Here is a 14285-nt window from a genome sequence, read left to right on the forward strand (position 1 = left end):
CGGACGAGTCAGTACCGGTCGCCCCGGTAGCTGCGGTCGCCCCCGGGCACCTGGCCGTAGGGACCGCCGCGCTCGTCGCGGTAGCCGTCGTCACGCCGCCGACCCGACCGCTGACCGCGTGCCTCCGGGTCAGGGCTGCGGCGCGGAGGTTCCGCCCGGCCGCCACCGTAGGCACCGCCGCCACCCGGCTGACCACCGCCGGCCGGGCCGCCGCCGTAGACGCCGCCGGCCGGACGACCACCGCCGCCACGACCGCCGTCGCCACCACGGCCACGGTCCGGCGCACCGCCACGGCCGCCTCCGGCCGGAGCCGCACCACCGACACGGTCACCGCCGGCCGGAGCCGCACCACCGGCCGGGGCAACGCCACCTGCCCGGCCACCGCCCGACGGGGCGCCGCCGCCACCGGGCCGACCGCCGTACACGCCGCTGCCGCTACCACCGGCTGGGCGGCCACCGCCGTAGACGCCTCCGCCGGCCGGCTTGCCCCCGTAGACCGCACCACCGGCCGGAGCGGCACCACCACGACCGCCACCGGGCGGGACCGCGCCACCGGGAGGGGCACCGCCCGGTCCGCCGTAGACACCGCCGGAGGGCGCACCGCCGTAGACACCGGCCCGGGACCGGTCACCCGGGGGCAGGAAGCCCACCGCCTCGTCGTCCGGACCGTCGTCGGAGTCCCGGCCCGGCGGCGGGTTCCGCCGTGCCCGGAGGATGCCGACGACCCCGGCACCGACCAGCAACGCGCCGACGACACCGACCGCACCGATCAGGTAGGTGATGTCCTGGAGCGTGAGGCCGTCCATCCAGGACTGGCCCGCGGCCGACCTGGGCCCGGCCGCCGAGCCCGCGACGGGCTTCGCGCCCTCCGTGGACGGCTTGTAGGCCAGGATGTCGATCGGGTCCTCGGCCTCGAGCTGACCGCCGTCGGAGATGGTGAGGAACGACTTGCCGTCCGGCGTGTAGGAGATCGCCTCGCCGAACGGGTCGGCCAGCGCGGTCACCCGGGGCTCGGCGCTGGTCAACGCCTTCACCACGTCACCGTCGGAGACGTCGTACTCGAAGGCGTCGGCGTACGTGCGGAGCACCACGCGGGACCCGTCCGGGGAGCGGGCGGCACCGGTGACAGCCGTCCGGCCTGCTTTGGCGAACGGGTTCTCCGTGTCGGTCATCGGCAGGTTGACCTCGCCGACCTTCTTCAACGGCACGGCCGGGGTGTCGCCGGTGCGCAGCTTCCCGCTCGGCGCGAAGATCTCCGCCTTGCCGGCGGTCACCTTGGTGATGATCAGAGGGGTGCCGTCGCCGTTGAGGAGCAGCGCCTCGGCGTCGCGCGGCTTGCCGTCCGGGTACGCGATGCGGTGCAGCTTCGGCTGCGCGCCGCCGCCGACCGGCATGCTCCACAGCGCAACCCGCTCGCGGCGGGTCTTGCTGGTGACGTTGTCGCCGGTGTCGGCGATCCACAGCGTCTTGCCGTCCGGCGAGAGTGCCAGGTCCTCGGTGTCGAGAGGTCCGCCGCCGGAGTAGCGGACCGGATCCTTGGCGATCTTGCACTTGGTGTCGAGGAAGAAGACGCGCTTGCGGCGGTCGTCGTCGGTGCCGTCGTTGACGACGATGTAACCGGTCTTCGTCGCCACCAGGCCGGAGACCTCGCGGAGGCGCTCGTCGGTCACCGTGCACCGCTTCTGACCTGCCGCGAGAGCGAGCGGGGAGGCGGCGGGGGTGGAGGCCGCCAGGGCGACCCCGGCCCACGCCACGGTTGCCCCCAGCACGCTGAGGGCAACCGTGACCGAGGAGAAGACGCGGCGCATCTTGCTAGTGTCGCATGTCCCGCGGTGCTCTCCGGGGCGCCGGGACGCCCTACGACCGCTGCGCGACCGCCCGCTCCGCTCCGGTCTCGTACGGTGCCAGCTCCGCCGCGAGTGCCTCGCCGACCCGAACGTGCAGCAGGGTGCCCTCCGGCAGGTGCGACGTGCTCAGCACCTCGCCCTGCCGGTGCAGCCGCGCGACCAGGTCACCCCGGTCGTACGGGAGCACGGCGCGGACCTCCACCGCCGGACGGGGCAGCCGCCCCTCGATGGACTCCCGCAGCCCGTCGATGCCCCGCCCGGTGTGGGCGGACACGAAGACGGCGTCCGGCCAGAGCCGCTTCAGCCGCAGCAGGGTCTCCTCGTCCGCGGCGTCGGTCTTGTTGACCACCAGCAGCTCGGGCAGCCGGTCGGCGCCGACCTCCGCGAGCACCTCGTGGACCGCCCGGACCTGCTCCTCCGGGTCCGGGTGGGTGCCGTCGACCACGTGCACCACCAGGTCGGCCTCGGCGACCTCCTCCAGGGTCGAGCGGAACGCCTCGACGATCTGGTGCGGCAGGTGCCGGACGAAGCCGACGGTGTCGGACAGCGTGTAGAGGCGCCCGTCGGAGGTGGTGGCCTTGCGGGTGGTCGGGTCCAGCGTGGCGAACAGCGCGTTCTCCACCAGCACGCCGGCACCGGTCAGCCGGTTGAGCAGGCTGGACTTGCCGGCGTTGGTGTAGCCGGCGATGGCGACGGCCGGCACCGCGTTGCGGGAGCGTCGGGCGCGCTTGGTCTGGCGTACCGTCCGCATGCCCTTGATCTCCCGGCGCAGCCGGGAGATGCGGTGGCGGATCCGACGCCGGTCGGTCTCCAGCTTGGTCTCACCGGGACCGCGCAGGCCCACGCCGCCGCCGGCGCCGCCGCCGCGACCGCTACCACCGGTCTGCCGGGAGAGGGTCTCACCCCAACCACGCAGGCGGGGCAGCAGGTACTCCAGCTGGGCCAGCTCGACCTGTGCCTTACCTTCCTTGCTCTTCGCGTGCTGGGCGAAGATGTCCAGGATCAGGGCGGTCCGGTCGACCACCTTGACCTTGGTGCGCTGCTCCAGGTTGCGCAGCTGCGACGGGGACAGCTCACCGTCGCAGATGACGGTGTCGGCGCCGGTGGACAGCACCACCGAACCGAGGTCCTCGACCTTGCCGCGGCCGACGTAGGTGGCCGGGTCCGGGCGGTTGCGCCGCTGGATCAGGCCCTCGAGGACCTGGGAGCCGGCCGTCTCGGCCAGCGCGGCCAGCTCGGTGAGGGAGTTCTCCGCGTCGCTCTGGCTGCCCTCGGTCCACACCCCGACGAGGATCACGCGCTCCAGGCGCAGCTGCCGGTACTCGACCTCGGTGATGTCGGTGAGCTCGGTCGAGAGGCCGGGGACCCGCCGCAACGCCTGCCGCTCCGACAGCTCGAAATCACCGGTTGTGGCGTCGAACTCGTCGTCCTCGTTGGGAACGTAGGTCTCCTGCTCTCGCAAACTCAGTCTCCTGTCCGTTTGGTCACGTAGAACGCAATCCTGACATGTGCCAACGCACGACGCACCTGCTATATGCCCGTGGCCGTACCGGCCGGTAGCGGGGTCGGATGCCGGCCGGACCAGCGGGGCGAGTAGAAATGCTGAGCGAACCGTTCAGCGTCGACGGAGGAAAAACACCGTGGCCATCACCCGTCTCCCGAGTGCCGGGTTCTCGATCACCATCCGGATCGCGGTGCCCGCGGACGCCTCCTCGATCGGACGCCTCACCACCTCCGTCGGCGAGGCCGGTGCGATCGTCACCGCCCTCGACGTGGTCGACTCCGACCCGACCCACGTGCTCGTCGACCTGACCTGTGACACCGCCGACTCCAGCCACGCCGACCAGGTCGTCGACGCGCTGACCGCGCTGGACGGCGTGGACGTCCGCAAGGTCTCCGACCGGACGTTCCTGCTCCACCTCGGCGGCAAGATCGAGGTCACGCCGAAGGTCGCGCTGCGCAACCGGGACGAGCTGTCGCGCGCGTACACCCCGGGTGTGGCCCGGGTCTGCATGGCGATCGCGGAGAACCCGGCGGACGCCCGTCGGCTCACGATCAAGCGCAACACCGTCGCCGTGGTCAGCGACGGCTCCGCCGTCCTCGGCCTGGGCAACCTCGGGCCGGCCGCGTCCCTGCCGGTGATGGAGGGCAAGGCCGCGCTGTTCAAGCGCTTCGGCGGGGTCGACGCGTGGCCGGTGGTGCTGGACACCCAGGACACCGACGAGATCGTGCAGATCGTGAAGGCCATCGCGCCCGCGTACGGCGGGATCAACCTGGAGGACATCGCCGCGCCGCGCTGCTTCGAGATCGAGGCCCGGCTGCGCGAGGCCCTGGACATCCCGGTCTTCCACGACGACCAGCACGGCACCGCGATCTGCGTGCTGGCCGCGCTGACCAACGCGCTGCGCGTCGTGGGCAAGCAGCTCGCGGACGTCCGGGTCGTGGTCTCCGGCGCGGGCGCGGCCGGCACCGCGATCATGAAGCTGCTGCTCCGCCAGGGCGTCGGCGACATCATCGCGTACGACCGGAAGGGCGCCCTGCACCGTGGGATGCCCGACCTCAACCCGGCCTGGCAGTGGCTGGCCGAGCACACCAACAAGGAGAGCTACTCCGGCGACCTGCCGGGTGCGATCCGGGGCGCGGACGTGTTCATCGGCGTCAGCGCGCCGAACCTGCTGACCGGCGACGACATCGCCGCGATGGCCAAGGACTCGATCGTCTTCGCGCTGGCCAACCCGGACCCGGAGGTCGACCCGCGGGAGGCGCGCAAGCACGCCGCCGTCGTCGCCACCGGCCGCTCCGACCAGCCGAACCAGATCAACAACGTGCTGGCGTTCCCGGGCGTCTTCCGGGGCATGCTCGACGCGCACGCCGAGGAGTTCACCGAGGAGATGGCCATCGCCGCCGCGCGGGCCATCGCCGACGTGGTGGGCGAGGAGAAGATCAACCCGACGGTGATCGTGCCGAGCGTCTTCGACTCCCGGGTCGCCCCGGCGGTCGCGGCGGCCGTCCGCGCCGCAGCGCAGAACCCGGCGGTCACCCCGCCCCCCGCCGCCGACCCCGGCCCGGCCGACCTCCCCGAGATCGCCGCCAACGCCAGCGCCACCCCGTAACCCCCCCCCCCCCCCCGCACCGCGCACCGGCGAAGGGCGGCGACGCGGCCCGACAACGCCGATCTTGCACTTTCTGCCGGGACATTCGGCGCGAAAGCACGCATACCAAGGACCTAAAGTGCAAGATCGCGGGGCGCGGAGCGCGAGGTAGCGCGTGGGGGGCGTGGGGGGTGTGGGGGTGTGGGGGTTAGGCCGCTGTCGTGAGGGCTGTCGGGTCGACCTCGCCGGTGGCGACGAGGGCGGCGGGGCCGGCCAGCCAGCACGAGTCGTCGGCGATGGTGACCGAGAGGCGTCCGCCGGGCACGTCGACCGCCATCACGCCGGTGTCCCGGCCGGCGTCGCGGAGGGCGACCGCCGCCACCGCGCACGCCCCGGTGCCGCAGGAGAGGGTCTCGGCGGAGCCGCGCTCGTACACCCGCATCAGCACGTGCCCGTCGGCGCCGTCGACCGGCTCGCCCAGGGCGGTGAACTCGACGTTCACCCCGGCGGGGAACACCGTCGCGTCGACGTCCGGCGCCCGGGTGAGGTCGAGTCCCGTCAACTCCAGGCCGGCGGGCAGCGCGCACACCAGGTGCGGGTTGCCCACGTCGACCGCCGTGCCGGGCAGGGTCAGGCCGCCCAGGGTGGCGGTGGCGGTGTCGTACAGCCGGGGGCGGCGCATCTCGACGGCGACCGCGTCGGTCGTGACCACCGCGCGCACGACGCCGGCCCGGGTGGCCACCGGCAGCGGCGCCTCCCCGTCCGGGGTGGCCAGCCCGGTGGCGACCAGGTAGCGGACGAAGACGCGGGCGCCGTTGCCGCACATCTCGGCGAAGGAGCCGTCGGCGTTCCAGTAGTCCATGAACCACTCGGCCTCGCCGGCCATCGTCACGCCCTCGGGGTGCTTCGCCGCCCGGACCACCCGCAGCACGCCGTCACCGCCGAGCCCGCGCCGCCGGTCGCACAGCGCCGCCACCACCCCCGGTGTCAGATCGAGCTGGTTGTCCGGATCGGGGAGGATGACGAAGTCGTTGCCGGTGCCGTGGCCCTTGGTGAACTGCACGCCTCCATCATCGCGCAGCGGCGGGCACCACACGCAGGGCGGTCTCGATCAGGTCCGGTGCGGCCGAGTCCAGCCAGTGGATCCGCGGGTCACGGCGGAACCAGGAGCGCTGCCGGCGGACGAACCGGCGGGTGGCCCGCACCGTCTCGTCGTGCGCCTCGGCCTCGGTCAGCTCGCCGGCCAGGAACCGCAGCACCTGTTGGTAGCCGAGGGCGCGGCTGGCCGTACGCCCCTCGGGCAGGCCCCGCCCGATCAGCTCGCGCGTCTCGGCGACCAGGCCGTCGGCCCACATCCGGTCCACGCGCAGCGCGATCCGCTCGTCCAGCAGCGCGGTGTCCAGGTCGACGCCGAGCTGGACCGACGGGTAGTAGGGCGTGGGTTCCGGCAGTGACGCGGTGAACGGTCGCCCGGTCAGCTCGACGACCTCCAGGGCGCGGACGATCCGCCGGCCGTTGCCGGGCAGGATGCTCGCCGCCGCCTCCGGGTCGGCCTCGCGCAGGCGCGCGTACAGGGGGGCCGGCCCGGCGGCGGCCAGCTCCGCCTCCAGCCGCTCGCGGACCGCCGGGTCGGTGCCGGGGAACTCGAACCGCTCCAGCACCGCCCGCACGTACAGGCCGGAGCCGCCGACCAGCAGGGGCACCCTCCCCCGGGCCAGGATGTCGTCGACCGCCGCGCGGGCCAGCCGCTGGTACTCCGCGACGCTCGCCGGCTCGGTGACCTCCCAGATGTCCAGCAGGTGGTGCGGCACGCCCTCCCGCTCGGCCGGGGTGAGCTTGGCGGTGCCGATGTCCAGGCCCCGGTACAGCTGCATCGAGTCGGCGTTGACCACCTCGCCGCCGAGGGCGTGGGCGAGGGCGATGCTCAGCGCCGACTTGCCCGCCGCGGTCGGCCCGACGACCGCCACGACGGTCATGCCCGCTCCCAGGACGCCACCAGGTAGGCGACCCCGTAGGGCGCCGAATGGTGTCGCAGCTCGCCGCGCCACTCGCCGCCCGCCGCGCGGACCGCGCCGGCCAGGACCTGCCACGGCGCCCGGCCGGCGACCTTCAGCTCCGCCGACAGCCCCGGGTCCAGGTCGAGCAGGGCCTCGGTGTCCGCGTCGGCCAGGGCCCGGGCGACCCCCTCGTCGTACGCGGGCGCGCGCGGATCGTCGTAGCCGGGTGACTTCTCGCCCCGGCAGGCCGAGGAGTCCCCGAGCACCAGCAACGCGGTACGCCGCTCCGGCCGCTCGGCCAGCTCCGTCCCGAGCGCGACGCACTCGGCCCCCGCGGCGTCGATGGCGACCGCCTCGGCGAACCGGGGCAGGTCGGCGCCGGTCCGGTTCACCAGCCACGCGCCGATGGTCAGGCTCAACGGGAGCCGCTCGGACCCCGCGCAGCTGACCTTCCACAGCCGGACGGCCCGGTCCACCCCGAACGGCCGCAGGGTGCCGGAGTCGGCGGGGTCGAACCGGGCGGTCTCCGGGCCGCCGCCGAGCAGGACGATCTCGTCCGGTCCGGCGGCCAGCAACCCGGCGACGGCCGCGTCGCAGGCGACACGCAGGTCGTCCAGCTCGGGGGCAGCCGCACCGGCCAGCTCGGGGACGATCAGCGGCGGGTGGGGGCAGACGGCGGCGGCGACCAGTGACACGAGGCAACCGTATCGGTCGCGCCGCCCGCCACGCCCCGGACCTCGCTCCGCGCCGCCACCGTCCGCCTCCGCCTCCGCCACCGTCCGCCTCCGTCCCGGCTCGGGACCGTGGCCGGCTCAGCCGGCCGGGTCGGGCAGGTGCCGGCTCAGCCGGCCTGGTCGCCCCAGCCGCCCTGGACCATCGTCTGGAAGCGCCACTGCCCGCCGGTGCGGAGCAGCAGGTCGGCGTAGCGCACCCGCTGCCGTTCCCCGTCGACCGTGAACTCGGCGTCGGTGAAGACGACGACCAGGCCGCGGGTGAGGAAGTACGGCGTGCGGCGCGACTCCATCGTCAGGTCGCCGCCACCGCCGAGCACCCCGCCCATCATCCCCAGGTACGCCGCCCGGTCGAGCTGGCGGGCCGAGCCCTCCCCGGCGGCGTCGTCGGTGACCGTGTTGAGCGGGAACATCGCCAGGTCGGCGGTGCCCGCCACGTCGCCCGCCTCGGCCAGCGCGTCGTACCGGCGGAACCACTCGTCGAGCTCGGCCAGGTCGGCCGGATCGGGCACGAAGCCCGGGTCCACCGGGGGCGTGAGCTGCGTACGGGACTGGGTCATCTGCTCCTCCTCGCCGTGCCCTTCCGGGCAACTGCTGTCGTACGTCGTACGGTACACCGTACGGCGAATTCCGACACACCCGTCCGGACGACGGTGCGGAGGGAGTAGGACACCGTATGGTCACGGTCGGCGATAGGCGCTCGACGGCAACCGGGTCGGACCTGTGACAATGCCCGGAGAAACTTGGCTGCGCCGTGGCGGCGATCGAAGGGCTGCTCCTTCGACGCCGGGAGAACGAGGATGGGCACATGAGCGACTGGACTGCCTTCGGACGGGTGGACGCGGACGGCACCGTGTACGTGAAGACCGCCGAGGGCGAGCGGGTGGTCGGATCCTGGCAGGCAGGAGCACCGGAGGAGGGCCTGGCGCACTTCGCCCGCCGCTTCGCGGACCTGGTGACCGAGGTGGACCTGACCGAGGCCCGGCTCAACTCGGGTGCGGCGGACGCCGGCCACTCACTGAGCACGATCCGCCGGATCCGCGCCTCGCTCGCCGAGGCGCACGTGGTCGGCGACATCGACGCCCTGGCCACGCGCCTCGACAAGCTCGCCGTCGTCGCCGAGGAGAAGGCCGGCGAGGCCAAGGCCGCCAAGGAGGCCGCCCGCGGGGAGGCGCTGGCCCGCAAGACGGCCCTGGTCGAGGAGGCCGAGAAGCTGGCCGCCGAGTCGACCGGCTGGAAGACGGCCGGCGACCGGCTCAAGGAGATCCTCGACGAGTGGAAGACCATCCGCGGGGTCGACAAGAAGGCCGACGGTGAGCTGTGGAAGCGGTTCGCCGCCGCCCGGGACGGGTTCACCCGTCGCCGCGGCGCCCACTTCGCGTCCCTCGACTCGCAGCGCAAGCAGGCGCAGGGGGTCAAGGAGGAGTTGGTCGCCGAGGCCGAGAAGCTGAAGGACTCCACCGACTGGGCGGCCACCGCCAACCAGCTCAAGGACCTGATGAACCAGTGGAAGGCCGCACCGCGCGCCTCCAAGGAGGCCGAGCAGAAGCTCTGGGAACGGTTCCGGGCGGCGCAGGACGACTTCTTCACCCGGCGCAGCGAGGTCTTCTCCGCACGGGACAACGAGCAGCGGGCCAACCTGGAGCGCAAGCAGGCGCTGCTGGCCGAGGCCGAGGCCCTCGACATCGACGGCGACCCGAAGGGCGCGCAGGCGAAACTGCGGGACATCCAGGCCCAGTGGCACGAGGCCGGCCGGGTGCCCCGCGAGGCGGCGGCCGGGCTGGAGCGCCGGCTGCGCGCGATCGACGAGAAGGTCCGCGAGGTGATGGACTCCGCGTGGCGGCGTACCACCAAGGAGGACAACCCCCTCCTGGCCCAGATGCGGACCCAGGTCGCCGAGGCCGAGGAGCGGCTGGCCCGCGCCCAGGCCGCCGGTGACACCCGCCGCATCAAGGAGGCCGAGCAGGCCCTCGCCTCCAAGCGGCAGTTCCTCCAGCTCGCCGAGCAGGCCGGCTGACCCCTCGACACACCCCGGATAACCCCGGCCCCCCACGTGGGTGACCGGGGTTCTCCGTTGACCCCACTCCCCCGGCGCCCGGCGGCGACAACTTCGGGGAAAATGCTGGCTGCGGCGCGGGGGAGACGACATCTTCCCCGACGTTGCCGGCTCCGCCGGAAGGCGCGCGGTGGGACGAGACGGTGGCGTGGTTGACGCATCGGCGTGCGCTGATCAGAATGGGCGGCAGAGCCAGGTCAGGACCGGCGCGAGGGCGTCGACGGTGGACGCCGCCGTCGGGAGTCGCCGGTGTCCGTCCGCGAGTGACCGCGTCCACGTGACGTCACCGGAGCACGCACTGTCCGCGTACTCCGGGAAGAGCGTGACCACCCACCTGGCCCTCCGCCCGCGCGGCCGTGAGCAGCGACGGGCGTCCGAACTGGAGCTTTCATGCCACGACCCACCGCCCTCGGCGGCGCGCTCACCGCGCTCGCCACCGCCGCGGCCGGCGTCCTCGTCGCCGCCGCCGTCAGCACCTCGCCCGCCGTCGCCGCCCCTGCCGGCACCGGCACCGGCTACCTGAAGACGAGCGGTAACAAGATCGTCGACAGCACCGGAGCGACCGTCCGGATCACCGGCATCAACTGGTTCGGGATGGAGACCGACAACAAGACCTTCCACGGGCTCTGGTCGAACAACCCGTGGCGGGGACAGATCGACAAGATGGCGAGCCTCGGCTACAACACGCTGCGGGTGCCGTACTCGAACGACGCGCTGAAGCCGGGCGCCACCGCCAGCGGGATCAACGACTTCGTCAACCCGGACCTGGTCGGGCTCTCGCCGTTGCAGATCCTCGACAAGGTCGTCGACTACGCGGGCAGCAAGGGGATGCGGATCATCCTCGACCGGCACCGGCCGACGGCCGCCGGGCAGTCACCGCTGTGGTACACCGGCACCGTCTCCGAGGCGACCTGGATCAACGACTGGAAGATGCTCGCCCAGCGGTACGCGGGCAACACGACGGTCATCGGCGCGGACCTGCACAACGAGCCGCACGCCGAGGGCACCAACCCGAACGCCACCGGCGCCTGCTGGGGCTGCGGCGACCCGGCCCGGGACTGGCGGCTCGCCGCCGAACGGGCCGGCAACGCGATCCTGTCCGCGCAGCCGAACTGGCTGATCTTCGTGGAGGGGGTGAGCTGCCCCAGCGGCGGCCTCTCCAACGTCTGGGACAACGACCCCAGCAACGACGAGGACTGCGGCTGGTGGGGCGGCAACCTGTCGAAGGCCGGTCAGTTCCCGGTACGGCTGAACGTGCCGAACCGGCTGGTCTACTCGCCGCACGAGTACGCCACCAGCGTCTACGAGCAGACCTGGTTCAAGGCCCCGGAGTTCCCGGACAACCTGCCGGCGATCTGGGACAAGTACTGGGGTTACCTGCACAAGCAGAACATCGCCCCGATCATGATGGGCGAGTTCGGCAGCACCCTCGCCGACCCGCGGGACAAGGTGTGGCTGGAGAAGCTGATGGCGTACACCGGCACCGGCGTCAACGGGATGTCCTTCACCTACTGGTCGTGGAACCCGAACTCCGGTGACACCGGCGGCATCGCGCTCGACGACTGGACCAGCATCAACACCACCAAGCAGGCGATCCTCCAGCCGTACCTGATCCCGCCGGTCGGCGGCGGTGGCGGCGGGGTCACCCCCACGCCGACGACGCCCGGCCCGACGCCGACCACACCGGCACCCACCGGCGGCTGCACCGCGACGTACAAGCAGGTCAACGCGTGGCAGGGCGGATTCCAGGGCGAGCTGACCGTCAAGAACACCGGCACGGGTGCGCTCAACCCCTGGTCGGTGACGTGGACCTGGCCGGCCGGAGTGACCCTGGCCAGCGGCTGGAACGCCACGGTGACCCAGTCCGGCACCACGGTCACCGCGGCGGCGCCGACCTGGGCGTCGTCGCTCGCCGCGGGCGCGTCGGTGACCGTCGGCTTCACCGCCAACGGCGCGGCCTCCGCCCCCGGCTCGGTGAAGCTCAACGGCACCGCCTGCTGACGGTGTAAGGAAGGGCCCCCCGTTAACGCCTGGTGTAGAGGAAGGGCCCCTTCTTAACACAACGCGTTAAGAAGGGGCCCTTCCTTCGCGGGGTCAGTGGGCGGCGGCGCACCCGCCGGTCGTGGCCGCCGGCGTCGGTGCCGGCGCGCCGATCGTGGGCAGGCCGAGCAACACCCCGGGCGTACGCGGGGAGCGTCCCGCCTCGGCCGCGTCACCGGCCCGGGTACGCCGGTGCGACAGCGGCTCGGTGTCGGCGTTGAGGTGGTGCGGGGCGGCGTACGTGACGGTGGTGTGCACGATGTCCCCGGGCCGGATCGAGCCGGCGTACGAGCCGGCGTCAAAGTGGACCAGGCGGCCGTCGCGGGCGCGGCCGGACATCCGCCCGGTGCGCTCGTCCTTGCGGCCTTCGCCGACGGCGACCAGCACCTCGACGGTCTCCCCCACCAGCTTCCTGTTCTCCGCCCAGGTGATCTCCTCGACGCAGGCGATCAGCCGCTCGTAGCGCTCCTGCACCACCTGCTTGGGCAGTTGGCCGTCCATCGTGGCGGCCGGGGTGCCGGGGCGCTTGGAGTACTGGAAGGTGAACGCCGACGAGAAACGGGCCTCCCGCACCACGTCGAGCGTCCGCTGGAAGTCGGCCTCGGTCTCGCCGGGGAAGCCGACGATGATGTCGGTGGTGATCGCCGCGTCCGGCATGGCCTCCCGGACCTTGGAGATGATCCCCAGGTACTTCTCCGACCGGTACGAGCGGCGCATCGCCCGCAGCACCTCGTCGGAGCCGGACTGCAACGGCATGTGCAGCGAGTGGCAGACGTTCGGCGTCTCGGCCATCGCGGCGATCACGTCGTCGGTGAAGTCCTTCGGGTGCGGACTGGTGAACCGGACGCGCTCCAGCCCGTCGATGTCGCCGCACGCGCGCAGCAGCTTGCCGAAGGCGTACCGGTCGCCGAACTCGACACCGTAGGAGTTGACGTTCTGCCCGAGCAGGGTCACCTCCAGCACGCCCTCGTCGACCAGGGCGCGCACCTCGGAGAGGATGTCGCCGGGGCGGCGGTCCTTCTCCTTGCCGCGCAGGGAGGGCACGATGCAGAACGTGCACGTGTTGTTGCAGCCGACGGAGATGGACACCCAGCCGGCGTACGTCGACTCGCGGCGGGTCGGCAGCGTCGACGGGAAGACGTCGAGGGATTCGAGGATCTCGACCTCAGCGGCGGCGTTGTGCCGGGCGCGTTCCAGCAGCACCGGCAGCGACCCGATGTTGTGGGTGCCGAACACCACGTCGACCCAGGGCGCCTTGCGGACGATGTCGCCCCGGTCCTTCTGGGCCAGGCAGCCGCCGACGGCGATCTGCATCCCCGGGTGCCTGTCCTTGACGGGACGCAGATGACCCAGGTTGCCGTAGAGCCGGTTGTCGGCGTTCTCCCGGACCGCGCAGGTGTTGAAGACCACCACGTCGGGGTTGTCGTCGGCCTCGCGGGCGCGCACGTAACCCGCCTGCTCCAGCAGGCCGGAGATGCGCTCGGAGTCGTGCACGTTCATCTGGCAGCCGTACGTGCGCACCTGGTAGGTGCGCGGGCTGCTCGCCGCTGCGGTAGTCATGACATGCACAGCGTATCCGGGTCGACCGGATGGACCGAGACGAGGAGGAGCCGTGTGCCGGAGCATCAAGACCCTGCGTGAGCCGTACACCCCCGAGGTGACCGACGCGGACGTCCAGGCCGCCGCGTTGCAGTACGTCCGGAAGATCTCCGGGTTCCGCGCGCCGGCCGCGCACAACGCCGCGGCCTTCGACGCCGCGGTGTCCGCGGTCGCCGCGGCCACCGCGACCCTGCTGGCCCAACTGGAGGTACGCGGACAGCGCGCCGCCGGGTGAGAAGGAAGGGCCGACGGGGGCCCTTCCGCACACCTCAGGCGGCGGCGAGCGCGGGGAGCACCGAGTCGGGGGCCCAGCGGGAGCGGTGGCACTGCGACCAGCCCCGGCAGCGCGGGTCGGCGTCGGTGCAGAGGCGCTGGTTGCCGAGCACCTCGCCGTCGTCGGTCTCCCGCACGTCGAAGTGCACCGGGCGGATCGTGCCGTCCGGGGCGACCAGCAGGTGCCGGGTCGCGTCGAGCGTGTCGTCGCGGAGCAGGCAGTTGCGGTCCAGCAGCCGGGCCAGCGCCGCCACGCTGGCGTGCTCGGGGAGCGACTCCGGCACCCCGTAACAGTCCACGATCGTCGCGAACTCTCCCGGCGCCTGCCAGACGTCGCAGATCACCGCGTACGTCGGCAGTCGTGCCGGGTCGGCCACGGCCAGGGGCATCACCACCCGGCCGAGCGCCTCGGCCAGTGCCGGGTAGACCTCCACCGGCCTCGCCTGGTCGATTCTCCAGTTCCACAGCTCGGTCATGCCGCCTCCTCGCTGTGCTCGTCCCACCGGCCTCCGGATCGGGCCTTACTGACGATGGTGGGGGGAATTTGACCGCAGCCGGGGGCAAGTTACCGGTCTGTGACCATTCCGGGCAAAATTTCCTCGGGCACCGTTGCTCCGAGTAGCGGGAAGATGACAGTTTATCGGGTATGG

Annotated in this window: 12 protein-coding genes; 4 read left to right on the plus strand and 8 right to left on the minus strand. The window is 72.7% G+C overall.

Features of this window, described 5'->3' with window-relative positions:
* Positions 1-8 precede the first annotated feature (8 nt).
* Together ACIBR0_RS08695 and hflX are read right to left on the minus strand one after the other, a co-directional pair.
* A complete protein-coding gene (locus ACIBR0_RS08695; protein WP_396713600.1) occupies positions 9-1808 on the minus strand; it encodes a hypothetical protein in 1800 nt (599 codons plus the stop codon).
* A 49-nt stretch (positions 1809-1857) separates the two neighbouring features.
* Positions 1858-3309: a GTPase HflX gene (gene hflX, locus ACIBR0_RS08700; RefSeq protein ID WP_396713602.1), complete on the minus strand. Its 1452-nt coding sequence runs from the start codon at positions 3307-3309 to the stop codon at positions 1858-1860.
* A gap of 178 nt (positions 3310-3487) precedes the next feature.
* On the opposite strand from hflX, the gene ACIBR0_RS08705 reads away from it, so the two are divergent.
* Positions 3488-4960 carry an NAD-dependent malic enzyme gene (locus tag ACIBR0_RS08705; RefSeq protein ID WP_396713604.1) on the plus strand — a complete coding sequence of 491 codons (1473 nt, stop codon included), beginning with the start codon at positions 3488-3490 and terminating at the stop codon, positions 4958-4960.
* A gap of 187 nt (positions 4961-5147) precedes the next feature.
* On the opposite strand, the gene dapF is transcribed toward ACIBR0_RS08705, so the two are convergent.
* From dapF to ACIBR0_RS08725, 4 genes are all read right to left on the minus strand, one after another.
* Complete coding sequence (gene dapF, locus ACIBR0_RS08710; protein ID WP_396713606.1) at positions 5148-6002, minus strand: diaminopimelate epimerase; 855 nt, start codon at positions 6000-6002, stop codon at positions 5148-5150.
* 7 nt (positions 6003-6009) lie between these two features.
* Positions 6010-6915: a tRNA (adenosine(37)-N6)-dimethylallyltransferase MiaA gene (miaA, locus tag ACIBR0_RS08715; RefSeq protein ID WP_396713608.1), complete on the minus strand. Its 906-nt coding sequence runs from the start codon at positions 6913-6915 to the stop codon at positions 6010-6012.
* A complete protein-coding gene (locus ACIBR0_RS08720) occupies positions 6912-7631 on the minus strand; it encodes a class III extradiol dioxygenase subunit B-like domain-containing protein (protein WP_396713610.1) in 720 nt (239 codons plus the stop codon). The genes miaA and ACIBR0_RS08720 overlap by 4 nt, the downstream gene beginning before the upstream one ends.
* A gap of 146 nt (positions 7632-7777) precedes the next feature.
* Entirely contained in the window at positions 7778-8227 is a 450-nt protein-coding gene (locus ACIBR0_RS08725; RefSeq protein WP_396713612.1) for a hypothetical protein, read from the minus strand.
* 248 nt (positions 8228-8475) lie between these two features.
* On the opposite strand from ACIBR0_RS08725, the gene ACIBR0_RS08730 reads away from it, so the two are divergent.
* Both ACIBR0_RS08730 and ACIBR0_RS08735 read left to right on the plus strand, forming a co-directional pair.
* Entirely contained in the window at positions 8476-9684 is a 1209-nt protein-coding gene (locus tag ACIBR0_RS08730; RefSeq protein WP_396713613.1) for a DUF349 domain-containing protein, read from the plus strand.
* A 429-nt stretch (positions 9685-10113) separates the two neighbouring features.
* A complete protein-coding gene (locus ACIBR0_RS08735; protein ID WP_396713615.1) occupies positions 10114-11724 on the plus strand; it encodes a cellulase family glycosylhydrolase in 1611 nt (536 codons plus the stop codon).
* Positions 11725-11817: 93 nt separating this feature from the next.
* Here the strand turns inward: ACIBR0_RS08735 and miaB are convergent, their stop codons facing one another.
* Positions 11818-13323 (minus strand): tRNA (N6-isopentenyl adenosine(37)-C2)-methylthiotransferase MiaB, encoded by a 1506-nt coding sequence (gene miaB / locus ACIBR0_RS08740; RefSeq protein ID WP_396713617.1) that lies wholly within the window; start codon positions 13321-13323, stop codon positions 11818-11820.
* 52 nt (positions 13324-13375) lie between these two features.
* Between miaB and ACIBR0_RS08745 the strand changes: the two genes are divergently transcribed.
* Entirely contained in the window at positions 13376-13597 is a 222-nt protein-coding gene (locus tag ACIBR0_RS08745) for a DUF2277 family protein (RefSeq protein ID WP_357033435.1), read from the plus strand.
* 34 nt (positions 13598-13631) lie between these two features.
* Here the strand turns inward: ACIBR0_RS08745 and ACIBR0_RS08750 are convergent, their stop codons facing one another.
* The gene (locus tag ACIBR0_RS08750) at positions 13632-14111 is read right to left on the minus strand and encodes a hypothetical protein (protein ID WP_357033432.1); all 480 of its coding nucleotides are present in this window, start codon (positions 14109-14111) and stop codon (positions 13632-13634) included.
* Positions 14112-14285 lie beyond the last annotated feature (174 nt).

Origin of the sequence: Micromonospora sp. NPDC049497 (assembly GCF_044465805.1) — a bacterium.
Classification (GTDB): Bacteria; Actinomycetota; Actinomycetes; order Mycobacteriales; family Micromonosporaceae; genus Micromonospora.